At 65.0% G+C, this 22,120-nt stretch carries 22 protein-coding genes and 1 tRNA gene; 7 read left to right on the top strand and 16 right to left on the bottom strand.

Going from position 1 to position 22,120, the window contains the following annotated elements:
* The 5 genes from V7066_RS16510 to V7066_RS16530 form a co-directional block, all read right to left on the bottom strand.
* A partial coding sequence (locus V7066_RS16510; RefSeq protein ID WP_334184079.1) for a hypothetical protein occupies positions 1-1,070 on the bottom strand: 1,070 nt, incomplete at its 3' end.
* Between the two features lie 266 nt (positions 1,071-1,336).
* Positions 1,337-1,412 (bottom strand) — tRNA-Lys (locus tag V7066_RS16515).
* A 40-nt stretch (positions 1,413-1,452) separates the two neighbouring features.
* Positions 1,453-1,962: a 2-amino-4-hydroxy-6-hydroxymethyldihydropteridine diphosphokinase gene (gene folK, locus V7066_RS16520; protein ID WP_334184080.1), complete on the bottom strand. Its 510-nt coding sequence runs from the start codon at positions 1,960-1,962 to the stop codon at positions 1,453-1,455.
* Between the two features lie 41 nt (positions 1,963-2,003).
* The gene (aguB, locus tag V7066_RS16525) at positions 2,004-2,867 is read right to left on the bottom strand and encodes an N-carbamoylputrescine amidase (RefSeq protein WP_334184081.1); all 864 of its coding nucleotides are present in this window, start codon (positions 2,865-2,867) and stop codon (positions 2,004-2,006) included.
* Between the two features lie 13 nt (positions 2,868-2,880).
* Positions 2,881-3,741 carry a class I SAM-dependent methyltransferase gene (locus V7066_RS16530; protein WP_334184082.1) on the bottom strand — a complete coding sequence of 287 codons (861 nt, stop codon included), beginning with the start codon at positions 3,739-3,741 and terminating at the stop codon, positions 2,881-2,883.
* A 119-nt stretch (positions 3,742-3,860) separates the two neighbouring features.
* Between V7066_RS16530 and msrA the strand changes: the two genes are divergently transcribed.
* Together msrA and V7066_RS16540 are read left to right on the top strand one after the other, a co-directional pair.
* Positions 3,861-4,406, top strand: a complete 546-nt coding sequence (msrA, locus tag V7066_RS16535) for a peptide-methionine (S)-S-oxide reductase MsrA (protein WP_334184083.1) — start codon at positions 3,861-3,863, stop codon at positions 4,404-4,406.
* Between the two features lie 175 nt (positions 4,407-4,581).
* On the top strand, positions 4,582-5,652 hold the full coding sequence (locus V7066_RS16540) for a choice-of-anchor A family protein (protein ID WP_334184084.1): 1,071 nt from the start codon (positions 4,582-4,584) through the stop codon (positions 5,650-5,652).
* 188 nt (positions 5,653-5,840) lie between these two features.
* Here V7066_RS16540 and V7066_RS16545 read toward each other — a convergent pair whose 3' ends face one another.
* Positions 5,841-7,070, bottom strand: a complete 1,230-nt coding sequence (locus tag V7066_RS16545) for an RsmB/NOP family class I SAM-dependent RNA methyltransferase (protein ID WP_334184085.1) — start codon at positions 7,068-7,070, stop codon at positions 5,841-5,843.
* Positions 7,071-7,124: 54 nt separating this feature from the next.
* On the opposite strand from V7066_RS16545, the gene V7066_RS16550 reads away from it, so the two are divergent.
* On the top strand, positions 7,125-7,307 hold the full coding sequence (locus tag V7066_RS16550; protein ID WP_334184086.1) for a DUF1674 domain-containing protein: 183 nt from the start codon (positions 7,125-7,127) through the stop codon (positions 7,305-7,307).
* A 28-nt stretch (positions 7,308-7,335) separates the two neighbouring features.
* Here the strand turns inward: V7066_RS16550 and V7066_RS16555 are convergent, their stop codons facing one another.
* The gene (locus V7066_RS16555; RefSeq protein WP_334184087.1) at positions 7,336-8,241 is read right to left on the bottom strand and encodes a LysR family transcriptional regulator; all 906 of its coding nucleotides are present in this window, start codon (positions 8,239-8,241) and stop codon (positions 7,336-7,338) included.
* 92 nt (positions 8,242-8,333) lie between these two features.
* On the opposite strand from V7066_RS16555, the gene V7066_RS16560 reads away from it, so the two are divergent.
* A complete protein-coding gene (locus V7066_RS16560) occupies positions 8,334-8,762 on the top strand; it encodes a DoxX family protein (RefSeq protein WP_334184088.1) in 429 nt (142 codons plus the stop codon).
* Between the two features lie 14 nt (positions 8,763-8,776).
* The gene (locus V7066_RS16565) at positions 8,777-9,565 is read left to right on the top strand and encodes a DODA-type extradiol aromatic ring-opening family dioxygenase (protein WP_334184089.1); all 789 of its coding nucleotides are present in this window, start codon (positions 8,777-8,779) and stop codon (positions 9,563-9,565) included.
* A gap of 197 nt (positions 9,566-9,762) precedes the next feature.
* Here V7066_RS16565 and V7066_RS16570 read toward each other — a convergent pair whose 3' ends face one another.
* The 4 genes from V7066_RS16570 to V7066_RS16585 form a co-directional block, all read right to left on the bottom strand.
* A complete protein-coding gene (locus V7066_RS16570) occupies positions 9,763-10,746 on the bottom strand; it encodes a GGDEF domain-containing protein (RefSeq protein WP_334184090.1) in 984 nt (327 codons plus the stop codon).
* A 264-nt stretch (positions 10,747-11,010) separates the two neighbouring features.
* Complete coding sequence (locus V7066_RS16575) at positions 11,011-11,511, bottom strand: L,D-transpeptidase family protein (protein ID WP_334184091.1); 501 nt, start codon at positions 11,509-11,511, stop codon at positions 11,011-11,013.
* A gap of 4 nt (positions 11,512-11,515) precedes the next feature.
* The gene (locus V7066_RS16580) at positions 11,516-12,805 is read right to left on the bottom strand and encodes an adenylosuccinate synthase (protein ID WP_334184092.1); all 1,290 of its coding nucleotides are present in this window, start codon (positions 12,803-12,805) and stop codon (positions 11,516-11,518) included.
* A 189-nt stretch (positions 12,806-12,994) separates the two neighbouring features.
* Positions 12,995-14,119: an ATP phosphoribosyltransferase regulatory subunit gene (locus V7066_RS16585; protein WP_334184093.1), complete on the bottom strand. Its 1,125-nt coding sequence runs from the start codon at positions 14,117-14,119 to the stop codon at positions 12,995-12,997.
* 273 nt (positions 14,120-14,392) lie between these two features.
* On the opposite strand from V7066_RS16585, the gene V7066_RS16590 reads away from it, so the two are divergent.
* Positions 14,393-15,154, top strand: a complete 762-nt coding sequence (locus V7066_RS16590; protein ID WP_334184094.1) for an EF-hand domain-containing protein — start codon at positions 14,393-14,395, stop codon at positions 15,152-15,154.
* 47 nt (positions 15,155-15,201) lie between these two features.
* On the opposite strand, the gene V7066_RS16595 is transcribed toward V7066_RS16590, so the two are convergent.
* The 3 genes from V7066_RS16595 to V7066_RS16605 form a co-directional block, all read right to left on the bottom strand.
* The gene (locus V7066_RS16595; protein WP_334184095.1) at positions 15,202-15,540 is read right to left on the bottom strand and encodes a hypothetical protein; all 339 of its coding nucleotides are present in this window, start codon (positions 15,538-15,540) and stop codon (positions 15,202-15,204) included.
* Positions 15,541-15,653: 113 nt separating this feature from the next.
* The gene (gene serA / locus V7066_RS16600; RefSeq protein WP_334184096.1) at positions 15,654-17,240 is read right to left on the bottom strand and encodes a phosphoglycerate dehydrogenase; all 1,587 of its coding nucleotides are present in this window, start codon (positions 17,238-17,240) and stop codon (positions 15,654-15,656) included.
* Between the two features lie 130 nt (positions 17,241-17,370).
* Positions 17,371-18,504, bottom strand: coding sequence for a phosphoserine transaminase (locus tag V7066_RS16605; RefSeq protein ID WP_334184097.1), 1,134 nt, complete (start codon positions 18,502-18,504; stop codon positions 17,371-17,373).
* Positions 18,505-18,772: 268 nt separating this feature from the next.
* Here V7066_RS16605 and V7066_RS16610 point away from each other — a divergent pair, with 268 nt between their 5' ends.
* Positions 18,773-19,465: an extensin-like domain-containing protein gene (locus V7066_RS16610; protein ID WP_334184098.1), complete on the top strand. Its 693-nt coding sequence runs from the start codon at positions 18,773-18,775 to the stop codon at positions 19,463-19,465.
* Here V7066_RS16610 and V7066_RS16615 read toward each other — a convergent pair.
* Together V7066_RS16615 and V7066_RS16620 are read right to left on the bottom strand one after the other, a co-directional pair.
* On the bottom strand, positions 19,462-20,637 hold the full coding sequence (locus tag V7066_RS16615) for a hypothetical protein (RefSeq protein WP_334184099.1): 1,176 nt from the start codon (positions 20,635-20,637) through the stop codon (positions 19,462-19,464). The two genes, V7066_RS16610 and V7066_RS16615, sit on opposite strands and share 4 nt — an antisense overlap.
* A 190-nt stretch (positions 20,638-20,827) precedes the next feature.
* Positions 20,828-22,096 carry an amidohydrolase family protein gene (locus V7066_RS16620; RefSeq protein WP_334184100.1) on the bottom strand — a complete coding sequence of 423 codons (1,269 nt, stop codon included), beginning with the start codon at positions 22,094-22,096 and terminating at the stop codon, positions 20,828-20,830.
* Positions 22,097-22,120: the final 24 nt, after the last annotated feature.

Genomic DNA, 22,120 nt, shown 5'->3' on the forward strand with positions numbered 1-22,120 from the left:
CCTCGCCGGGTGGTGCGGGCATCGAACATTCCAGCCTGCAGCAGCCCAGCCAGGGCATGTCGTGCGCCTTCGATCGAAATGGAGTCTGGAGCAGGACCACGACCACGCCCGTTGCCTGCCGCAAGGTTCACCAGCAGCAGCAGTTCCGTCAACAAGCCAACGGTGTCCGGCGTCGATGTCACCGACTGACGCACGTGCTCGTCCAACCGTTCGACCTCTCCGACAGCATCGATCGCAAACTGCTTCAGGAGCGCGCGGACGCCACTTGGCTCTGCGGTACGCGGGCGGTCCCCTGCAAGGTTACACACAGCAGACCTGTGTCGGCTGGCCAGCTCGACACGCACCAAGTCGGACCGCTTCGCGTAGACCTTGAACTCATGCTTGGTCTTCCCCAAAACCCATCGCAACGTGATCGGCCCACTGCCATCTTCGCAGACCGGTGTGTACCGCTTCCGGACCGCCAGAACCGCTCCCGTCATGGCTGCGTGCTGCGCGCGACGAACCAACTGCACCGCATCGTCGGTTTCAATGTCCCGACACGCCTCAGCGGCCTTGATCCAAAACCCGTTCCACCGCCATTCAGCTCCTTCGGGGAGCGACCGATCGAGCTGGTATAGGCAAAGGGATAAGACCTCGTCGGCGAGGTCGAGAGCCTGTTCGAGGAGCTCCGGAATGTCCACTCTCGCCCCCAGAACATTGCTGTTGCCATCAAGGCCCAGGGGGCCGCAACCTTCCTCTCCGCCGAGTTGTTCACGCAGCCACTTCTGCGGGTTGATGGTCAGAGATGTCTGGTCACTAAGGCGAAGCGGGCTGGAACCAGGCTGGAAGCGAAGGTCGAGCACCGCTTCACCAAGCGTCGGTCCATCTTCTTCCTCGATGGCAATGGAAATCTGCAGTCGGTTGGGATTCCCGAAAGTCGTCACCTCGGCTCCCTCTACGCCCTCCGCAGCGCGCTGGATGTCTGCGACCGTGACCGGAAATGCAGCGATGATGGCACCTGACATCCCGAGCCTCACGGCATCGAGCATGACGTCAGGCAGTTGGGTATTGGCGTTGTGCTGATCGGGCATGTACTGATTCCTGCGATGTAGAGATGAGGGCCGTGCCTTCCGGGCATGGCATTCCTGAAGCATGTCAGAGCTCGGCAAGATCGACGTTGGCAATCGATCAGACGATCGACACAACGCTACCTTCTGGAAAGCGGGGGTTTTCCAGATGCAGCCATAGTCGTCCAGCGGACCAAAACCGCTGGGCAAGTCGTAACGCACAAAAAGGGGAATACGGTGGGAAGCGCTCCGCGCACCCCGCTCACCTTTGCCGAAACTGTTGGAAAAGGTGGTGAGCCCTGCTGGGTTCGAACCAGCGACCTACTGATTAAAAGTCAGTTGCTCTACCGACTGAGCTAAGGGCCCCCGTTGCCGGGTTCAGCCGGCGAAGCGGCTGCGGAAGGGGTCACCTAGGGGCAGGGCGCGGCTTGGTCAAGCGGGCATGAAGCTGATTAATCGTAAGACCTGTCAAAGGATCACGCCAAGATCCTGCAATCCCGCGCGCCGGGCCGAGTACGAAGTCTCTTTTACGGAACTCGGGGTGCGGCAGGATCAGGCTTTCCTCGCCCTCGCCGCCCGCCCAGGGGCCTCCACTCCACAGTACAAGGTCAAGGTCCAGCACCCGCGATCCCCAGGCCTGGCCGAGGCGCTTGCGGCCGAACTTGTGTTCGACCTTTTGGAGCTTGTGCAACATCTCGTCGGGTTCGCGCTTGCTGCGCACCAGCGCCACGCCGTTGGCATAGCGGCGGCGCGAGGGTCCCACCGGCGCGCTCTCGATCACCGGCGAGGCGGCCAGCACCTCGTACTTGCCGCTGTCGAGCGCCCGCAGCGCCGCAGCGAGCACCTTGCGGGGGGCGCCGTGGCGCGGGTGACGCATGTTGGAGCCGAGCGCGACGAGATACTGATGCTTGGCCAAGACGGATGCCCCCGATTATGCCGTAACTACCGGAGCTTGTATCAGATATCCTGCGCGATGCGCGTGTAGAGTTGCGGGCGGCGGTCACGGAAGAAGCCCATGCCCGCACGGTGCTTCGCAGCGCGCGCGAGGTCGAGCGTGGAAACCAGAACGCCGGTCTCTTCCTTGCCGAACTCGGCAACGTAATCGCCCCATTCGTCGGTGATGAACGAGTGTCCGTAGAAGGTCTGCTCGGTGCCGCATTCCGATTCGATGCCGATGCGGTTGGCGGCAATCACCGGCATGCAGTTCGACACCGAATGGCCCACCATCGCGCGGCGCCACATGCGGCTGGTGTCGAGCGTGGCATCATAAGGCTCGGAGCCGATCGCCGTGGGATAGAACAGCAGTTCCGCGCCCATCAGCGCCATCACGCGGGCGCATTCGGGATACCACTGGTCCCAGCACACGCCGATGCCGACCTTGGTGCCCAGTACATCCCAGACCTTGAACCCGTCGTTGCCGGGGCGGAAGTAGTACTTCTCCTCATAGCCGGGGCCGTCGGGGATGTGGCTCTTGCGGTAGGTACCGATGATCTCGCCGTCGGTGCCGATCATGGCGAGCGTGTTGTAGTAGTGGTGACCGTCGCGCTCGAAGAAGCTGGTGGGAATGACGACCTTCAGCGCCTTCGCCAGCGCCTTCATCGCGATTACCGAGGGGTGTTCCTCGGTCGGGCGGGCGATCGCGAAAAGCTCCTCTTCCTCGGTCTTGCAGAAGTAGGGGCCGGAAAACAGCTCGGGCGGCAGGACGATCTGCGCGCCCTTGGTGGCAGCTTCCTCCACCAGCGTGGAGACGGCGGCGATGTTCTCGCGCTCGTCGGCGGAATTGAGCGCGAGCTGGAGGGCGGCAACGGTGATTTCGGTCATGGGCGCGCCCTTATCAGTCCCGCTTGCGGAACAGAAGGGTCATCCGATCGCTCTCGCCGATCGTCAGGTACTTCTCGCGGTCCTTGTCCTTGAGTGCCAGCGTGGGCGGCAGGGTCCAAACGCCGTCCGGCCAGTTCGCGGTGTCCTTGGGATTGGCGCTGATCTCGGACTGGGCGACGAGATCGAAGCCGTTGTCCTTCATGAAGCGGATCACGTCGGCCTCGCGCAAGTAACCCTTCGAACCGTCGGCATAGGCGGCGGGCGCGTCCGGGCGGGCGCGATGCTGCTCGACGCCGATCAACCCGCCAGGCTTGAGCAGGTCGCGCATGGCCGCGAACTCGCTGCTGGCGATGTTCCAGCGCAGCAGATTGTGCATCATCCGGGGCACGATGATGACATCGAACGTGCCCTTCTCGCCTTCGGGGATCGCGCCGAGGGTGTAGGCGGCGAACCTGTCCGCAGGCAGGCCGGTGAACTTGGCGACATCCGCCGGATAGCTCGCCGCGCCCTTGCGGATGCCGTCCTTCGTCTCGGGCTTGAAGGCCGGAGCCTCGGGATTGAAGTAAAGCCCCACGAGATGGCCCTGTTGGCCGAGATAGAGCCCGAGCAGGCGCGAGTACCATTCACCGCCCGGCGCATATTCGCCCACTTTCATGGTCGGGGCGACGCGGAAGAAGCTCAGGGTCTCCACCGGATGGCGATACTGGTCGCGCGCACGGTCTTCCTTGCGCGAGGGATTGGACGCCGCCAGTTCGAGCAGCGCCTCGCAGCCCTTGCAGGCTTCCGCCTCGGTACTCTCTTCGGCTGCCGTCGCGGCCGCGGGCATGGCGATCATGCCAAGCAGGGACGAAAGGGCGATCAGGGCGCGGCGCATATCGATTCTCCCGTGGAACTCCGGTCGGGACTGAACCTAGTTTGCGCCCGCCCAATGACAAGCCGCTCAAGTGTACCTATCTAGCGACAAAATTCCCCCTCATGAGGACTACTGAGACAATGGAAACGGCAATCGTTGCAGGCGGGTGCTTCTGGTGCACCGAGGCGGTGTTCCGCGACGTCATCGGCGTGGATTCCGTGGAAAGCGGCTATATCGGCGGCACCGTGCCCAGCCCCACCTACAAGCAGGTCTGCGAAGGCACCACCGGCCATGCCGAGGCGATCCGGGTGAACTACGATCCTTCGGTGCTGTCCTACGGCGACCTGCTCGACGTGTTCATGGGCACCCATGACCCGACGCAGCTCAACCGCCAGGGCAACGACGTCGGCACCCAGTACCGTTCGGCGATCTTCCCGCTGGACGATGCCCAGGCCGCCGAGGCCGAAGCGGCCGTCGCCCGCTCGAACGAGGACAACGGCGGCAAGGTCGTCACCACGATCGAGGGCTTCGCGGACGGCAAGCAGAACGACGAATGGTATCCGGCCGAGGACTACCACCAGGAATACTGGGACGGCGAAGGCCAGCGGAACCCCTACTGCCTCGCGGTGATCCCGCCCAAGCTGATGAAGCTGCGCAAGAGCTTCCAGAACAAGGTCAAGGCCTGACCTGAAAAACGGCTCTACGCCGGAGACGAAGCGCAAGATCGCGCCGTTAACTCCGCGTAAGGCATTCGCCTTCGCCGTGTCTCACCATGAGACACGGCGAAACGGGCCATATCCAAAGCCTCGGAAACACGTACTTAGCTTGCCTATCGATCCGTTCCATTGGCGAGTTCCCTCCATGCCCCCATTCCGCAAGCTGTCGCTTTCCGTCGCAGTCGCCGCCATAGCATTCGCGGCCAGCCCGGTGCTCGCGTCCTCGGGCATGATCGCCGGAATCGACGTGCTGAAGACCTGGAACCTCGTGGTGCTGGGCGACCTGACCTCTTCCTCCGAGGTCGAGGGCCGCACTTTCGTAGGCGGCAATCTCGACGGCAATGCCTCGAACTACCAGATCACCGCCCTGCCCGCGTCCTCGACCGGAACGCCGGGGCTGACCGTGGTGGGCGACGTCAACGGCGGCCACAAGAACCTCAACAACGGCTCGGGCGCGATCGTCGGCGGCAATGTCAACAGCGGCCTCAACCTCAACGGCGCGGCACAGACGGTTCAGGTCGGTGGGACGATCAGCAACACCAACGTCAACAACAACACCGTAACCTCGGGCCTCGCCACCAGCGACCCGCAGTTCGCGCAGAACCTCTCGCAGCAGAAGAGCCTCATCGAAACCTCGATGGAAGGCCTCAGCCATTCGATGAGCACCGAAACCGCCAACAGCCAGCTCACCATCAGCGGCAACCGCGGCACCTTCAACGCCCAGCCCGATGCGAACGGCGTGGCGGTGTTCAACATTTCCGCCGCCGACCTCGACAAGATCGGCGAGATCCAGTTCAACCTCAACGGGGCGGACACCGCGATCGTCAACGTCTCGGGCAAGTCGATCAAGCTGGACGACAACTTCCTGGGCGGCACCGCCAACCTCGGCGAACATGTCGTGTGGAACTTCCACGAGGCCGAGAACCTCTCGCTGAGCACGGCCTGGGGCGGCTCGGTCCTCGCACCGGGTGCAGATGCGACGACCTCGAACTACATCCAGGGCTCGGCGGTGTTCGGCAATCTCGTCCAGAACGGCGAGATGCACGTCGGCACCTATACCGGCGGCTATACGCCGGGCGATCCGGGCAGCTCGACCAGTTCGGGCGGGTCTTCCGGCGGTCCGACCGATGTTCCGGAACCGGGCATGGTCGGCCTCTTTGCACTCGGCCTTGGCGCGCTGGTGTTCTGGCGTCGTCGGCGCGCTGTCGCGGTTTAACAAGGGAGAAAGCAGGGGCCATCGCCCCTGCACCCCGGTACTGTCGAGGTCAGGCGCCACTGACCCGTTGCGCGCCCATGGCTGCGTCGGGAGACATGATGGCTGCGCCGCAGGAGGCGCCCAACGGCTAGGCAGCGCGCAAGATCGACATTCCGAGGGTCCGGGGGATCATCCCCCGGTCTTCCCCTTTACTTCTGCCAACGCCCAACGAAGAACCCGTCCAGACCGCCGACCTCGGCCAGCATCCCCGGATCGGTCCGCAACCAGCCTTCCGCCGTCGGGACAAGCCCCTCGGGCAGTTCCGAAGCCGCGACCGGCACCGGCGTCAGCGCTACCTTGTCCGCCTGTTCCTCGCCCTCTTCCACTTCCATCGAGCAGACCGCATAGATCAGCCGCCCGCCCGGCTTGAGCCAGCCCGAGGCCCGTTCCAGCATCTTTTCCTGGATCGCGGTCATGTCCTCGATCTGGCGCGGGCCAATGCGGTGGAGCACGTCGGGGTGACGGCGTGCGGTGCCCGTGGCGGTGCAGGGGGCGTCGAGCAGGATCGCCTCGAACTTTTCCTCCGGCTCCCAGATCAGGGCATCCGCCTGGACCACGTCGGCTTCGAGACCGATGCGCTTGAGGTTCTCCCGCAGGCGTTCGAGGCGGCGCTTGGAGTTGTCGAGCGCAGTGACCTGCCAGCCTGCTGCCGCCAGTTGCAGCGTCTTGCCGCCGGGCGCGGCGCAGAGGTCGAGCACGCGCCTGCCCTCGCCTGCACCCAGCAGCCGCGCGGGCAGGCTGGCAGCCAGATCCTGCACCCACCAGGCGCCGTCGCGGAAGCCTTCGAGATGCTCGACTGCGGTGCCGCGCGAAAGGCGGACATGGCCCGGCATCAGCGAGGTGCCGCCGAGGCGCTCGGCCCATTCGGCGGTCTGCGCCGGATCGCGCAGAGCGAGATCGAGCGGCGGCGGTTCGGCGAGACCGGCGGCGATCGCCTCTACGCGGGCGCCCCAGCGGCCCGCCACGTCCTCGGGCAGGCTGGGCGCTTCGGGGAGCGTGATTTCGCGCTTGGTCAGGGTGGAGAACACCCCGTGCGCCAGACGGCGCGGGCCGCCCATCAGCAGCGGCAGGCCGGTGGCGATCACCGCGTGCGCGGGAGTCTCAAGACGCAGGACCTGCGCGAGCATGATCTGGAGCACCGCGCGCGCCTTGGCATCGGGGGCAAGCGGCAGGCGCGTGGCGCTGTCGATCAGTTCGTCGAGGTCGGTGCGCCAGCGCAGAACTTCGCCGGCAATGGCGCGGGCGAGCGCCCGGTCGGCGTCTCCATTGATCCGCGCGAGGGCGGAGCCGCCCGCCTGGTCGAGCGTTTCGCCCCGCCGCAGCACGGCATCGATAAGGTTGAGCGCGGCACGGCGCGCGGGAAGGCCGGGAATGTCCATGCGCTGCCCCTATAGCGGATTGCGTTTTGACGCCACCTCCACCACATGGGCTTGATGACACAGCGCGCCACCAAGCGGCCCGAAGGCTTCACCAAGCCCGCCCACTGGACGAACGACCCCGCGCCTGCGGCCGAGACTGCAAAGACCTCGCCAGAGCAGGAAGAGCAGGACCCCGACGGAATTTCCCCCACCCGCTACGGCGACTGGGTGCGCAACGGCATCGCCATCGACTTCTGAGGCCCGCCCTTCCGGCTCCAGGAAGGAATTACCAGTCGCTGGCCATGGCGGGCAGGCGCTGGACGAGGAAGTCGATCCACGCCCTCGTCTTGGCTGCCGGGCGCCGGGTGCGGTGCGTCACCGCATGGACCGCGCCGAGATCGAGCAGTTCCGCGCCGAGATCCAGTTCCACCAGTCGCCCTTCGGCAATCGCCCGGTCCACGAAGAAACGCGGGCCATAGACGAGGCCCATCCCCGCCACCGCCGCCTGCGCCAGAACCTGCCCGTTGTTGGCATGGAGCGCGCCGCGCACCGCCACCGCGCGGCTGCCGTCGCGACCGAAACCCCAGCGCGTGGCGCCGGTCTCGTTGCTCAGCGTGTAGCCGAGGCAATCGTGCTGCGCGAGATCGTCGATCGAACGCGGCGTCCCGCGCCTTGCGAGATAGTCGGGCGCGGCGCAGACCGCCATGCGCACCGGCGCCAGCTTGCGCGCGACGAGATTGCTGTCCGCCAACCGGCCGATGCGCACGGCCACGTCCCAGCGCTCTTCCAGCAGGTCGACCACGCGGTCGTTGAGACCAAGCTCGACCGTCACGGCAGGATGGCGCGCATGGAACTCGGTCACCAGATCGACGAGATAGGCACTGCCGAAAGCCGCCGGACCGGAAACGCGCAGCAGGCCTTCCACCGCCGCCGACTGGGCCATCGCCTCGGCATCGGCGTCCTCCAGTTCGGCCAGCACGCGCTCGGCCTTGTCGAGATAGGCCGTCCCCACTTCGGTCAGCGCCAGCCGCCGGGTGGTGCGATTCACCAGAGTGGCGCCCAGCCGCTGTTCCAACGCGTTCAGGTGCTTGGCCGCCATGGCGGGCGACATCGAAAGATCACGCGCCGCCGCCGAGAGTCCGCCGAGCCGGATCGCCTTCACGAAGACCTCGATGCCCTTGAGTCGATCCATTCAACACCTTTGGTATAAAGTCATTCAACGAACAGCATGATTATCACCAAGGGAGTGAAGGTCTAGATGGGTCTTCGAAAGGAAATCTCCCCATGACTTCGACGGCTTCCACGAATTCCGGCATCTCCTCGACCGCGCCCTATGGCGTTTTCGTTCTGCGCGTCGCGCTCGGCGTACTGTTTCTCGCCCACTTCGCGCTGAAGCTGTTCGTCTTCACGCCTGCCGGGGCGGCCGGTTTCTTCGGCAGCCTCGGCCTGCCCCCGGCACTGGCCTATGTGACGATGGCAGCGGAACTGCTCGGCGGCCTTGCGCTGATCCTGGGCATCTATGCCCGCGCCGTCGCGCTGGCCTTGATCCCGCTGCTGCTCGGCACCATCGTCATGGTCCACGGCGCCAACGGCTTCTTCTTCGATTCCAAGGGCGGCGGCTGGGAATATCCCGCGTTCTGGTCGATCGCCCTCCTCGTCCTGGCCCTGATCGGTGACGGCGCCCACGCGCTCATCCCGACCCGGCGCAACTGAAGGAAAAACACGCCATGACCCGCCAACCCAGCTTCTTCATCCCCCACGGCGGCGGTCCCTGCTTCTTCATGCCGGACCCGCAAGGCAACTGGACCTCGATGGCCGAGTTCCTGCGCAGCCTGCCCGAGCGCCTGCCCGAACCGCCCAAGGCGATCCTCGTCGTCTCCGGCCACTGGGAAACCGAAGGCTTCGCCTTCACCGGCGCCGAACACCCGCAGTTGCTGTTCGACTACTACGGCTTCCCGCAGCACACCTACGAACTGCGTTTCGACGCGCCCGGCTCACCCGCACTGGCGACCCGCGCCAGCGGGCTCCTGCGCGAGGCGGGCTTCACCGCCGCGCCGGACCCACAGCGCGGCTACGACCACGGGGTCTTCGTCCCGCTCAAGGTCGCCTGGCCCGAGGCGGAAGTGCCGGTGGTGGAGATGTCGCTCGACCGCTCGCTCGACCCGGCCCTGCACCTCGCCGCCGGACAGGCGCTAGCGCCGCTGCGGGACGAAGGCGTGCTGATCCTGGGTTCCGGCATGAGCTTCCACAACATGCGCGGCTACGGCAATCCGGCCTCGACCGAGCCTTCGCTGGCCTTCGACCAGTGGCTCACCCAGGCTGCCGAAGCCGATGTGGAAACCCGCGCCGAAGCGCTGGCGCACTGGGCCGAAGCACCCGGCGGCCGCTTCTCCCACCCGCGCGAGGAGCACCTGCTGCCGCTGATGGTGGTTGCCGGGACCGCGCAAGGGGCGGGAGAGAAGGTCTATTCGGACCTTGTGCTCAAGACGGCGATTTCGGCGTTTCGGTTCGATTGAAGAACAAGGGAAAAGCAGGGGCCATCGCCCCTGCACCCCGGTACTGTCGAGGTCAGGCGCCACCGACCCGTTGCGCGCCCATGGCCGCGTCGGGAGACATTCTGGCTGCGCCGCAGGGAGCGCACTACGAACAGGTCGTGCGCAAGATCGACATTCCGAGGGTCCGGGGGATCATCCCCCGGGTCTTCCTTCTTCCGTCAATGCAACAATTCACACCGATTCCGCCCACCCCGCTTGGCAGCGTAGAGCGGCCCATCCGCCGCCGCGAGCCAGTCCTCCACCGTCGCAATCGCCTCACTCAACGGCGCGATCCCGAAGCTGGCGGTAACGCGGATCGTCGATCCACCGGGCAGCGCGATATCGTGCTGAGCCAGAGTCATACGGAACCGCTCCACCGCCACCAGCGCCTCGGAAGGCCCGGTTTCCGGCAGGAGCACCGCGAATTCCTCGCCCCCTAGCCTGCCGAGGAAATCGACCGGCCGCGTGGAGCCGACAACGGTGGCGGCCATCTCCCGCAGCACCGCGTCCCCGGCCGGGTGGCCGTGGGTATCGTTGACCAGCTTGAAGTGATCGAGATCGATCAGCACCAGGCAGCTCGGACGGCCGTAGCGGCGGAAGCGGTCCATTTCCTGCTTCGCCTTGTCCACGAAGCCGCGCCGGGTGAGCGCGCCGGTCAGCTGGTCGCGCTCGGCGATGCGGCGCAGTTCCAGTTCGTTCATGACGATGCGCGCGAAGTTGCCGAGGATCGCGACTTCGGCCTCGTTGAAGTCGCGTACCTTGTCATCGATCGCGCAGAGCACGCCGACGTTGTAGCCTTCCGGCGTCAGCAGCGGGATGCCCGCATAGCTGCGCACGTTGGGATCGTCGGTAACGAAGGGGTTGCTCGCAAAGCGGGCATCGAGCCGCGCGTCGGAGATCAGGAAGGGATCGGTCTGCTGGATCGCATGGGTGCAGAACGAGACGTTGCGCGGCGTCTCGGCCGCGCCGATGCCGCTGCGCGCCTTGAACCATTGGCGGTCGGCGTCGATCAGGGTGACGGCGGCCATCGGCACGTTGAGCACCGCGCGCACCAGCGAGACGACATGCTCGAACGCTTCCTCGGGCGCGCTGTCGAGCACTTCGAGATTGCGCAGCGCCGCCAGGCGGCCCTGCTCGTCGTTGAGGATGGTTTGGGGGAGCATCGAGACGTTCCGACCGCGGCGCACCCGCAAAGGTGCGGCATAGTTGATCCACTGACCGAAACCCGGCGATAGACCCCGCCGGTGCTCCGATCGCGAGCGTGAGCACGAGCCGCGCACAAGGCGATCATGCCGATTCCCGGCTGCGGCTTCCTATCCTCGTACACATCCCTAGAGCAGGATTAAATTCCTGAAAACGCCCGTCGTCCCTCGTGGAATGCAATCTGCATCAATTTTAGAGGAAGCGAACGGCGTCCCGCTGAATTTTCAGGGATTTATCTCGATCGGCGTGCCATCCGGCACCGACTCGTAAAGCGCCTCGATTTCGGCGTTGGACACGGCGATGCAGCCATCGGTCCAGTCACCGGGAACCCGGCCCACCGGCAAGGCATTCGGCTGGCCATGGATCATGATCATTCCCCCGGCTGAGCGCCCCCGCGCCTGCGCGTAGGCGCGGTCCTGTGCATTGGGGTAGGAGATATGGAGCGAGAGGTGATAGGCGCTTCTCGGATTGCCCCAGTCGACTTCGTAGCGGCCTTCGGGCGTACGCTCGTCGCCTTCGAAGCGTTTGGGGCCGCTGGGCTCGTCGCCCAGCTGGATATGCGCAATGACGTGGACGGGCCGGCCGTCCGACCAGAGTTCCATCGTCCGCGCCGCCTTCTGCACGCGGATCAGGTCGATCGGGGGAAGCTCCAAAGGCGGTTCCGCCTTCGCAGGCCCCACCCACGGCAAAAGCAAAAGCGGCGCGAGAAATGTCCCGCGCCGCATTCGATCAGTCCTGGAAAGGATCGCGCACGAGGATGGTGTCCTCGCGCTCGGGGCTGGTCGAAACCAGCGCCACCGGTGTCTCGATCAGTTCCTGCACGCGCTGGATGTACTTGATCGCCTGGGCGGGCAGATCGGCCCAGGAACGGGCGCCGGCGGTGGTGCCCTGCCAGCCGTCCATTTCCTCGTAGATCGGCTCCACCTTCGCCTGGTCGGCGGCGTGGCTGGGGAAGTAGTCCAGCACCTTGCCGTTCAGACGGTAGCCGGTGCAGATCCGGACCTTCTCGAAGCCGTCGAGCACGTCGAGCTTGGTCAGCGCAATGCCGGTCACGCCCGAGATCGCGCAGGACTGGCGGGTGAGCACCGCGTCGAACCAGCCGCAGCGGCGCTTGCGGCCGGTGACGGTGCCGAACTCATGACCACGCTCGCCGAGCCGCTGGCCAGTCTCGTCCTCCAGCTCGGTCGGGAACGGCCCGGAACCGACGCGGGTGGTGTAGGCCTTGACAATACCGAGCACGAAGCCCGTCGCGGCGGGGCCGAGGCCCGAACCCGAAGCCGCCGTACCCGAAACCGTGTTCGAGCTGGTGACGAACGGATAAGTGCCGTGATCGACATCGAGCAGCACGCCCTGCGCGCCTTCGAACAGGATGCGGGCGCCGGCCTTGCGGACCTTGTTCAGGCGCTTCCACACGGGCTGGGCGAACTGGAGCACGAACGGCGCGATCTCGCGCAGTTCCTCGATCAGTGCCTCGCGGTCGACCGGCGGCTGGCCGAAACCGGCACGCAGCGCGTCGTGGTGGGCGCAGAGACGATCGAGCTGGGCCTCCAGCGCATCGAGATGGGCCAGATCGCAGACGCGGATGGCGCGGCGGCCGACCTTGTCTTCATAAGCCGGGCCGATGCCGCGGCCGGTGGTGCCGATCTTGCCCGAACCGGCAGCCGATTCGCGCAGGCTGTCGAGGTCGCGGTGGAGCGGCAGGATCAGCGGGCAGTTGTCGGCAATCGCGAAGTTGTCGGGATTGATCTCGACGCCCTGGCCGCGCAGCTTCTCGACTTCGGACTTGAGGTGCCAGGGATCGAGCACGACGCCGTTGCCGACGATCGACAGCGTGCCGGTGACGATGCCCGAAGGCAGCAGGCTCAGCTTGTAGACCTGGTCGCCGACGACCAGCGTGTGGCCGGCATTGTGGCCGCCCTGGAAACGGACGACGGCATCGGCGCGGCTTGCCAGCCAGTCGACGATCTTGCCCTTGCCCTCATCGCCCCACTGGGCACCGATCACGGTTACGTTGGCCATGGATATACTCCTCCACCCTGCCACGGTGGATCCAATAACGCCCTTCGACAGGACTCGGCGATATGGATTTGCGTTGGGGCAGAAGTGCCCCGGCTTTTCGCCCGCGCCCTAGTGGCAAGGCGCATGGCTCGTCAAGGGTAGACCCACTCCGTCGCCCCGGATCGCAGCCGGGACGACGCAAATGGAGTATCAGAGCGCGACGGCCTCTCCGTTCACCAGCTTGTGCGAACAGCCCAGCGCGACCGGATCGTCGCTTTCGGAGAGCGCCGCCACGGTCGCCCAGCCGATCGCGCGCTGCTGACCGGCTACGCGAGGATCATGGCCCAGCGGCAGGAACAGCTTGCGCTGTGCCTGCGGTTCGGCCGCGAGCAGGTCCACCAGTGGATCGGGATAAAGCGAGAAGCCCGTCGCCGATTCGGGATGGTGTCCGGTCTGGCCGAGAATGCGATAGGTGCCGCCACGCCCGAGGCTGCCCGAGATGCCCTCGGCATAGATCGTGAAGCCGAACCACGACTGATATTCGAAACCATGGCGTTCGGAGGGGTCGAGGGTGATGCGGGCCTTGTCGCCGACGCGCGCGGCAATCTCGCGCAGACCTGCGATGCGGCTGGCGAGCGCCCCGCCCACATCGAAGGCAGCAAGCCGCTCGATGGCACTGGCGAAGGGGCCGACAGCGTAGAGCAGCGGCAGATAGGCTTCGCCGCCCACATCCACCAGCCCGCCCGCGTCCTTGGCGTCGAGCATCTGGCGCACAGCCTCGATCCGGGCTTCCGGCAGCGGCAGCGCTTCTTCCGAGAGCGTATCGACGAGATCGGGCATGGTGAAGTCCACCGAGATCCCGGTCGCCCCGGCGGCACGCAGCGCCTCGATCGCCAGTTCGACGATCTCGGCGGCAGCGGAAACCGAATCGGTGCCGATCAGTTCGGCGCCGAGCTGGAGGCGTTCACGGCGCGGATCGAGGCCGTCGCCCTTGATGGTGCAGACCTGCCCCGAATAGGACAGCCGCAGCGGACGCGGCGCCTCGGCCAGGCCGGTGGCGGCGATGCGGGCGATTTGCGCGGTCATGTCCGAGCGCAGCGCCAGCATCCGCATGGAAACGGGATCGACGAAGCGGAACATGCGCCGCACCTGTACGCCCGCCATGCGATGCGCGAGCGCCTTCTCGAATTCGATCAGCGGCGTTTCGACGCGCTCGTAGCCATGGCTCGCCAGCACGTCATGCGCCATGCGGCGCACCTGCTGCGAGGCCGAGGCCTGCTGAGGAAGACGGTCGCCCAGTCCTTCGGGCAAGAGATCGCGGTCGTTGTCCTGCATGATGGTGGCGCCCTTAACCGCACGGGCGGCAAATGTCGAACGCCACCTGCGGCTATCCGGGCTTGCGCCGCTCGAAAGCGAAAGCCTGCGACAATTTGCGTGAAATTTCCTGTCAACAACCGTCGGCCATCAGGCTATCCCGACCTGATCGTCTGGCGGGACGAGACAACCAGTCACAGCCCATTTCCTGCATGGGCCGGACCGCCAGGCATGCGTCGCGCTCAAAGCGCGCGGCCGCCTTGCGCCCAGCCCTGCGAACAACGGTCGAGGTCCATGCGCAAGATTTCCCTGCTTCTCCTGCCCCTGCTGCTGCTCCAGACGCCCGCCCACGCCCAGATGGGCGGCGACGACATGGGAGGAATGGGGGGAGGAATGGCCGGAGGAATAGGCGGCGGCGGGATGGGTGGCGGAGGCAGGGGTGGTCCCGGCGGCGGTCCTCCCGGCGGGCCGGGCGGCGGCGGCAGGCCCCGTATGCCCAAGCCGATCTCCCGCGCACACTACGACAAGATCGTCACCGCCATGTTCCGCGACGCCGACACCAACCGCGACGGACTGGTGACGCTGGAGGAATTCCACGCCCTCGTGAACACCCGGCGCGATGCGGCGATCAAGGCCCGCTTCGCCAAAGTCGACGCCAATGGCGACGGCACCATCTCGATCGCCGAGTTCACCGCCTGGCAGCAGCAGATGGGTTCGGTCGCCATCGACGAACGCGGAGCGCTGGGCGCCCGTGCCGGGCAAGTCCTCGAAGTGGTCGCGCCCGATTTCGGCAAGGATGACGACGACCGCATGCTGGCCGACGTGATCGAGCCGATCTCCGGCACGCTGATCGCCAAGGCCAACACCAATTACGACGCCGGTGTCTCGCTGGAGGAACTGCTCGCCTACGAAGGCGCGAAGTTCGAAGCCGCCGATACGGACAAGGACGGCTACCTCTCGATGCAGGAACTGCGCCCCAGGGGTGGCGGCCGCGGCGGCGCCGGCGGAATGCCGCCGCGCGGCGGCGAAGCACCCATGGGGCAGCCTAAGCAGTAGGCTCCAACTCCGCGGCGCCCTCCTTTCAGGCGCCGCGTCCCGCCTTATCAGTGGCGGAGCGGGTTTCGCACGGTCAGCAATACCGTAAAATCCGGGTCCTCCACCTGTTCGTCGGCGTCCGAAAGCTGATAGATCCCCGGCTGCCCCGGTTCGATGGCATCGAGAATGGGTGCGAGCATCACCAGTTCGTCGCTTACATGGCAACGGAGCGCGATGCCGTCCGCGCGGTCAACCGATTCCACCTTGCCGAATATCTGTTGCCGCCGGACCAGAGCATCGTCGTGATCGACGAAGGTAAGGCCCGCCAGCAACGTGCATCCGACAAGGTCTCCGGCAAAGCCTTCGTCCCAGTCGTCGTCACCGTCAAGATTTTCGAATGCCGCCATGTCCGTGGGATGACGTACATTCAGCGGAACAGCAAGTGCCTCTTCCAGAAACAGAAAAGGGGCCGGCATCCGAAGATACCGGCCCCTTCCGTTGGGAGCTGTAATCCGTCAGATCAGACGAACTTGAGCGCCTTGACCGTCTTCACGCCCGGAAGCGAATTGGCCGCCTTGAGCACGTCTTCCGACACGGCGTTGTCGACCGAGAGCAGCAGCACGGCTTCACCGCCGGTGTCGCGGCGACCGAGGTTGAACGTGCCGATGTTGATCGCGTTCTCGCCCAGCAGGGTGCCGATGCGGCCGATGAAGCCCGGCGCGTCCTCGTTGACGATGTACATCATGTCACCGGCCAGTTCGGCCTCGACCTTGATGCCGAACATCTCGACCAGACGCGGTTCGCGGTTGTTGAACAGCGTACCTGCCACCGAACGCTCGCCCGCTTCGGTCTTCACCGAAACGCGCACCAGCGTGTGGTAGTCGCCTTCGCGCTCGGTCTTCACTTCGCGCACTTCAAGGCCGCGCTCCTTGGCGAGGAACGGCGCATTGACCATGTTCACGGTGTCCGACTGGACGCGCATGAAACCGGCCAGCACGGCGGCAGTGATCGGCTTCTGGTTCAGTTCGGCGGCAGCGCCCTCGACATGGATCGAGATGCGGGGGACCGAATCACGGGTCAGCTGGCCGACCATCGAGCCCAGCATTTCAGCGAGCTTCATGTAGGGCTTCAGCTTCGGCGCTTCCTCGGCCGAGAGCGACGGCATGTTGAGCGCGTTGGTAACGCCGCCGTTGACCAGGAAGTCGGCCAGCTGCTCGGCAACCTGAAGCGCCACGTTGACCTGCGCTTCGGTGGTCGAGGCGCCGAGGTGCGGGGTGCAGATGAAGTTCGGCGTGCCGAACAGCGGCGAGTCCTTGGCGGGCTCGGTCTGGAACACGTCGAGCGCGGCACCGGCGACGTGGCCGTTGTCGAGCATGGTCTTCAGCGCGGCTTCGTCGATCAGGCCGCCGCGGGCGCAGTTGACGATGCGCACGCCCTTCTTGGTCTTGGCCAGGTTCTCGGCCGAGAGGATGTTGCGGGTCTGGTCGGTCAGCGGCGTGTGCAGCGTGATGAAGTCCGCCTTTTCGAGCAGGGTGTCGAGATCGGCCTTTTCCACGCCCATTTCGACGGCGCGTTCCGGGGTGAGGAACGGATCGAAGGCGACGACCTTCATCTTCAGGCCCAGCGCGCGGCTGGCGACGATCGAGCCGATGTTGCCCGCGCCGATCAGACCGAGCGTCTTGCCGGTGACTTCAACGCCCATGAAGCCGTTCTTCGGCCACAGGCCCTGCTGGGTCTGGGCGTTAGCTTCGGGGATCTGGCGCGCGAGGGCGAAGATCATCGCGATGGCGTGTTCGGCGGTGGTGATCGAGTTGCCGAACGGCGTGTTCATCACCACGACGCCCTGGGCCGAGGCGGCCGGGATATCGACGTTGTCGACGCCGATACCGGCGCGGCCGATCACCTTCAGGTTCTTCGCGGCGGCGAGGATTTCCTTGGTGACCTTGGTCGACGAACGGATGGCGAGGCCGTCATAGTTGCCGATGCGGGCGATCAGCTGCTCGGGGGTCTCGCCGGTGATGACGTCTACGTCGCAGCCGCGGATCTCGAAGATACGGGCGGCATTGGGGTCCATCTTGTCGGAAATGAGGACGCGGGGCTTGGTCATGGAATTAATCCTTCACTCGTCATCCCGGACCTGATCCGGGATCGGTGGAAGTGTTGACGGAGCTTCGCCGGTGATTTGGACTCGGCTCCGCCAGCGGTCCCGGATCAAGTCCGGGACGACGTGGAATGGTTTAGCCGGCCTTGACGGTCGCGTAGGCCCAGTCGAGCCACGGTCCGAGCGCCTCGACGTCGGCCGTATCGACGGTCGCGCCGCACCAGATGCGCAGGCCCGGAGGGGCATCGCGGTATCCGGCGACGTCATAGGCCGCGCCTTCCTTTTCGAGGAGCGCTGCGAACTTCTTGATGAAGTCGGCATCGGCGCCCTCGACGGAGAGGCAGACCGAGGTCTTCGAGCGGGTGCCGCTGTCGACCGCGAGGTGCGAAAGCCAGTCACGCTCGGCGACGATCTTGTCCAGCGCGTGGGCATTGGCGTTCGAACGAGCCTTCAGCCCTTCGAGACCGCCGAGACCCTTGGCCCATTCCAGAGCGAAGATCGCGTCCTCGACGGCGAGCATCGAGGGGGTGTTGATGGTCTCGCCCTTGAACACGCCCTCTGCCAGCTTGCCCTTCGAAACAAGGCGGAACACCTTGGGAAGCGGCCAGGCCGGGGTGTAGTTCTCAAGGCGTTCGACGGCGCGGGGGCCGAGGATCAGCACGCCGTGGCCGCCCTCGCCGCCCAGAACCTTCTGCCAGGAGTAGGTGGCAACGTCGATCTTGGACCAGTCGATGTCGTAGGCGAAGACCGCCGAAGTGGCGTCTGCGAAGGACAGGCCTTCACGGTCTGCCGGGATCCAGTTGGCGTCCGGAACGCGCACGCCCGAGGTGGTGCCGTTCCAGGTGAAGAGCACGTCGTCGGACCAGTCGATCTTGTCGAGGTCGGGCAGCTGGCCGTAGTCGGCGCGGAACACGGTGGGTTCCAGCTTGAGCTGCTTGACGGCGTCGGTAACCCAGCCCTCACCGAAGCTTTCCCAGGCCAGTGCGGTCACGCCGCGGGCGCCGAGCATGGTCCACATGGCCATCTCGAAGGCGCCGGTGTCCGAACCGGGGACGATACCGATGCGATGCGTGTCGGGCAGCTGCAGAACTTCGCGCATCAGATCGATGCAGTACGCGAGGCGCGTCTTGCCGATCTTGGCGCGGTGCGAGCGACCGAGAGCTTCGGTGTTCAGTTTTTCGGGGGCATATCCGGGCGGCTTGGCGCAGGGACCGGACGAGAAGTGCGGACGCGCAGGCTTGCGCGCGGGAAGCGTAATACCATCAGTCATTTCTGACTCTCCTTACAGAGAGCACGCGCGGCGTTGGGACCGCGTGGCCCGGAGCCGCATCTAAAGAGGCCGGGAAATTTGTCAAACGATTCTCCGGCCCCTTGCGACAGATCGTTTCCCGGCTTGGTCGTTTCGCAGCCGTTCGCTGCGCAAATCACCCGGAAATCCGCACGTTCGATATCCGGTGGAAAACTGTTCGCAGCCGATTCCAGCCCGCGCCGGGCATGGGTAAGGTCCGGTTCACCCAAGGCCCGGATGCTTGAGCCGGATGATGAAACCCCGCCCTCGCCTGCACCGACTGCTGTTCGCCCTGCCGCTCATCGCCGCTGTGAGCGGCTGTATCGATCGGCCCGAACATTCACGCGGACGCGGTTCGCGGCCCTCCGCCCAGTCGCGCCCCGCCGCCCCGCCGGTTTCGCGCGACTTGCGCCAGTGCATGGCGACGCTCGATGCGCAGAACGCCGTCTTCACGCCGGTGACGGACAAATACTATGGAAACGGCTGTTCGACGCTCGGCACGGTAAAGCTCTCGGCCCTCAATACCGACCGGGCCACGGTGTCCGTCACCAACCTCGGCCCGGTAACCTGCACGACGGCGACGCCCTTCGCCGCCTGGGCGCGCTACGGCGTGGACCGCGCGGCGCAGCAGATCCTCGGCAGCCGCATCCTCTCGATCGAGACGTACGGCAGCTACAATTGCCGTAATATCGCGGGCACGGCGCGCCGCTCAGGCCATGCCACCGCCAATGCCATCGACGTTTCCGGCTTCGTCCTCGCCGACGGCCGCCGCATCAGCGTGCTTAATGATTGGAGCAACGGCACCCCCGCCGAACGCCGCTTCCTGCGCGTCGTCCACGAAAGCGCCTGCAAACGCTTCGGCACGACGCTCGGCCCCGACTACAACGAAGCCCACCGGAACCACTTCCACCTGGAAGCGAGCGGCGCGAATTTCTGCCGTTAGGGCGTCGCTTTCACTTTAGAAGTTAGGTCCATCGTCATCAAACTGGGCGGCCCGGCCTTGATATTGAGATGGGTATTGGTGACTGGTGCAGTATCCGCCACGATCATCATACGCTCACGACGCCACATACCTGACGAGCCGGTGGGAAGATCCAGTGGAACGTAGCGCCGCCGCACCAGCGAATCCTGCATCTTGGTAACGAGCCAGCTCTTCACGTGCGGCGCTTGTGCCGCAATTTCCACGTCATCGACCGCGCCTTCCGGCGTGATCCGATAGTTGAAATCGACCCACTGATCCGCGGAAATGCTCGGAGTGACATAGACCATGGACATGGAAGATGCCTTTCCCAAATCGAACGGTGGGGCATAGACAAGGATCGGTGAGGCAACCTTCACGTCGGCCAGTCCCTTCATGACCGCATTCACATCGGCATCCTTCCGGGAAAGGAGTTCGAGCTTGGCTGTCAGGACCAGCGCCGCATCGCGCATGGGTTTTATCGCGGGGTCGGTCGTTTCACGAAGAGCGGCGTAGCGACTCCTGCTTTCGTTACGATAGGCACGATCGACGCTGGCGGCCATGGCATAGAAGCGCAGGGAACGGAACATGGCTGCCCCCTGAAGCTCCGGCCATCCCGATTCCTCGGCACGCTTGGCCACGGAGTCGTACATGCGAACGGCCGTCAGGTACTTGCCCTGTCGCAGGAATACATCCGCTACTTCCAGGCGTTTGGCGGAAATCGACGGATCGTTTGCCGGGAGACCTGCTTTCAGAGCATCAATCGAATCGAAGGTCGCGATCCGCCCGTAATCGGGCATCCCGAGCAGCGAGGCGACATCCGCATCGAACTGGAGCAAGCCGCTCACCTCGCGAGGGAGGTTCTCGGCATAGCGCTTGTTGCGCGAACGCGCCTTGATAAGCGTCTTGCGCGCGCCTTCGATCTGACCCGCAATAAGTTGGTTCTCCGCGTGCTCCATGGAACTCGCGATATCTTCCTTCGGTGGACAGTGCCGAGCGATGCACTGTTCCAGCGATGCCGCCGTGGAGCGCAGACTGCGCCCGGTAACGGTAACCATCGAGTCCGCGAGTTCGTCCTCGACACCATAAACCTGCACAGGCGGAACCTTGCTAGCCGGTTCGGCGGCTTGCAGCAGTATAAGCGGCAGTATGAACATCACGATCTCCTCGAGGAGCGGGGCAGCACCATGAGACGATAGACAAGAACCCGACGATTGCTCATTTTGCCTTAAAAATCATCAATATCAATAATTCGGCGACAGTTTCCGCGATACAAACGCAACCGATCCGGATCAAAAAAGCCGGAACGATCGCTCGCCCCGGCATTTTCGTCCAAGATTTTGACTGTCAGAACGGCAGCTTGTAGAACCGTACCGCGTTGTCCTGAAGCACCTTCTTCTTCGTGGCGAAGTCGTAACCGCCCAGCACGTTCTTGATATGCTCCTGCACGCCCGGATAGAGCGACGTGGGGTGCGGGAAATCGGTTTCGAACATCACGTTCTCCACACCGATGGTTTCCAGCAGCAACTTGGGCGCGATCTTCTCGAACCAGAAGGTGCACATGAAGTGATCGCGGAAGTAGTCCCAGGGCTGCTTCTTCAGCACGTTGCGCTTGCTGGGCAGCATCTCCTGGAACTGGTGCTCCAGCGCCTCCACTGCGAAGGGCACCCAGCCCATGCCGCTTTCGATCAGGCCGATCTTGAGGTTCGGGTGGCGGTCCAGACGGCCCGAAACCATCCAGTTGCCCAGCGTCGCCGCATTGCCAATCGAGAACATCGTGGCGACCACCGATAGCGTCTGTTCGAACTGGAAGCCTTCCCAGGTCAGCGTGTTCGGGTCGATCGCGGCGTTGAGGTGGAAGTTGAGCGAGATGCCCTCGGCGTCGATCATCTCCAGGAACGGCGTCCAGTATTCGTGGTTGAAGCTGGGCACGCCGACGCGCTCGGGCGTGTCGGGCAGCACGAAGCCACGCAGGCCCATATCGATGCAGCGGCGGGCTTCCTTCTCCATCTCCGCCTTGTTCCAGAACGGCAGGTGCGCCATCGGGAACAGGCGCTCACCCGAATCACGCTGATAGTCGGCGTTGAAATCGTTGAACGTCTTCATGATGGTGACGGCGAGATCGTCGTCGCCCAGGGTCATCAGCATGCCCGCCTGGGTGACACCCGAGTTCTGGAAGCAGATCTGCGCATAGACGCCCATGTCGTCCATCGCCTGAAGACGCGGGGCAATCTCGTGACCGCCCGGATGCGCCTCTTCCAGCGTCGGGAAGGCCAGGCGGCCGAGCAGCTTGTTGTTGTCCTTGCGGATCACGTTGCCGCCCAGCGAGCCGCAGTTGCGGTCGCCGATGTACCAACGGTCGACGCCATCGGGATCGCGCTTCACGAACGGCATCTTGCTCTTCAGACCGACCGGCGCACGGTCGGTGAACAGCGTCGGCGGTTCGCTGAGGTGGGTGTCGGTATCGACGATCTTGATGCCTTCCAGCGACGGATCGAGTCCGCCGGACTGGGTGGCATAGTCTACCTCGCGGATCACGCCGCCCTTGGTGTAGCCTTCGGAGGACCAGTACTTGCGTGCCGAGTCCTTCATTTCCTTGGTGTCGCCATCTGCCATGGCCCTATCTCCCAAAATACAATT

The sequence above is a fragment of the Novosphingobium sp. genome, from assembly GCF_036820275.1.
Lineage (GTDB): Bacteria > Pseudomonadota > Alphaproteobacteria > Sphingomonadales > Sphingomonadaceae > Novosphingobium.

Coding starts and splice junctions, on each gene's coding strand:
- V7066_RS16560 (WP_334184088.1), top strand. CDS start 8,334: ATGACTTCGACGGCTTCCACGAATTCCGGCATCTCCTCGACCGCGCCC.
- V7066_RS16530 (WP_334184082.1), bottom strand. CDS start 3,741: ATGCGCCGCGCCCTGATCGCCCTTTCGTCCCTGCTTGGCATGATCGCC.
- V7066_RS16550 (WP_334184086.1), top strand. CDS start 7,125: ATGACACAGCGCGCCACCAAGCGGCCCGAAGGCTTCACCAAGCCCGCC.
- msrA (WP_334184083.1), top strand. CDS start 3,861: ATGGAAACGGCAATCGTTGCAGGCGGGTGCTTCTGGTGCACCGAGGCG.
- V7066_RS16555 (WP_334184087.1), bottom strand. CDS start 8,241: ATGGATCGACTCAAGGGCATCGAGGTCTTCGTGAAGGCGATCCGGCTC.
- aguB (WP_334184081.1), bottom strand. CDS start 2,867: ATGACCGAAATCACCGTTGCCGCCCTCCAGCTCGCGCTCAATTCCGCC.
- V7066_RS16580 (WP_334184092.1), bottom strand. CDS start 12,805: ATGGCCAACGTAACCGTGATCGGTGCCCAGTGGGGCGATGAGGGCAAG.
- V7066_RS16590 (WP_334184094.1), top strand. CDS start 14,393: ATGCGCAAGATTTCCCTGCTTCTCCTGCCCCTGCTGCTGCTCCAGACG.
- V7066_RS16595 (WP_334184095.1), bottom strand. CDS start 15,540: ATGGCGGCATTCGAAAATCTTGACGGTGACGACGACTGGGACGAAGGC.
- V7066_RS16610 (WP_334184098.1), top strand. CDS start 18,773: ATGATGAAACCCCGCCCTCGCCTGCACCGACTGCTGTTCGCCCTGCCG.
- V7066_RS16605 (WP_334184097.1), bottom strand. CDS start 18,504: ATGACTGATGGTATTACGCTTCCCGCGCGCAAGCCTGCGCGTCCGCAC.
- V7066_RS16585 (WP_334184093.1), bottom strand. CDS start 14,119: ATGCAGGACAACGACCGCGATCTCTTGCCCGAAGGACTGGGCGACCGT.
- V7066_RS16545 (WP_334184085.1), bottom strand. CDS start 7,070: ATGGACATTCCCGGCCTTCCCGCGCGCCGTGCCGCGCTCAACCTTATC.
- serA (WP_334184096.1), bottom strand. CDS start 17,240: ATGACCAAGCCCCGCGTCCTCATTTCCGACAAGATGGACCCCAATGCC.
- V7066_RS16575 (WP_334184091.1), bottom strand. CDS start 11,511: ATGCGGCGCGGGACATTTCTCGCGCCGCTTTTGCTTTTGCCGTGGGTG.
- V7066_RS16565 (WP_334184089.1), top strand. CDS start 8,777: ATGACCCGCCAACCCAGCTTCTTCATCCCCCACGGCGGCGGTCCCTGC.
- V7066_RS16540 (WP_334184084.1), top strand. CDS start 4,582: ATGCCCCCATTCCGCAAGCTGTCGCTTTCCGTCGCAGTCGCCGCCATA.
- V7066_RS16570 (WP_334184090.1), bottom strand. CDS start 10,746: ATGCTCCCCCAAACCATCCTCAACGACGAGCAGGGCCGCCTGGCGGCG.
- V7066_RS16620 (WP_334184100.1), bottom strand. CDS start 22,096: ATGGCAGATGGCGACACCAAGGAAATGAAGGACTCGGCACGCAAGTAC.
- V7066_RS16615 (WP_334184099.1), bottom strand. CDS start 20,637: ATGTTCATACTGCCGCTTATACTGCTGCAAGCCGCCGAACCGGCTAGC.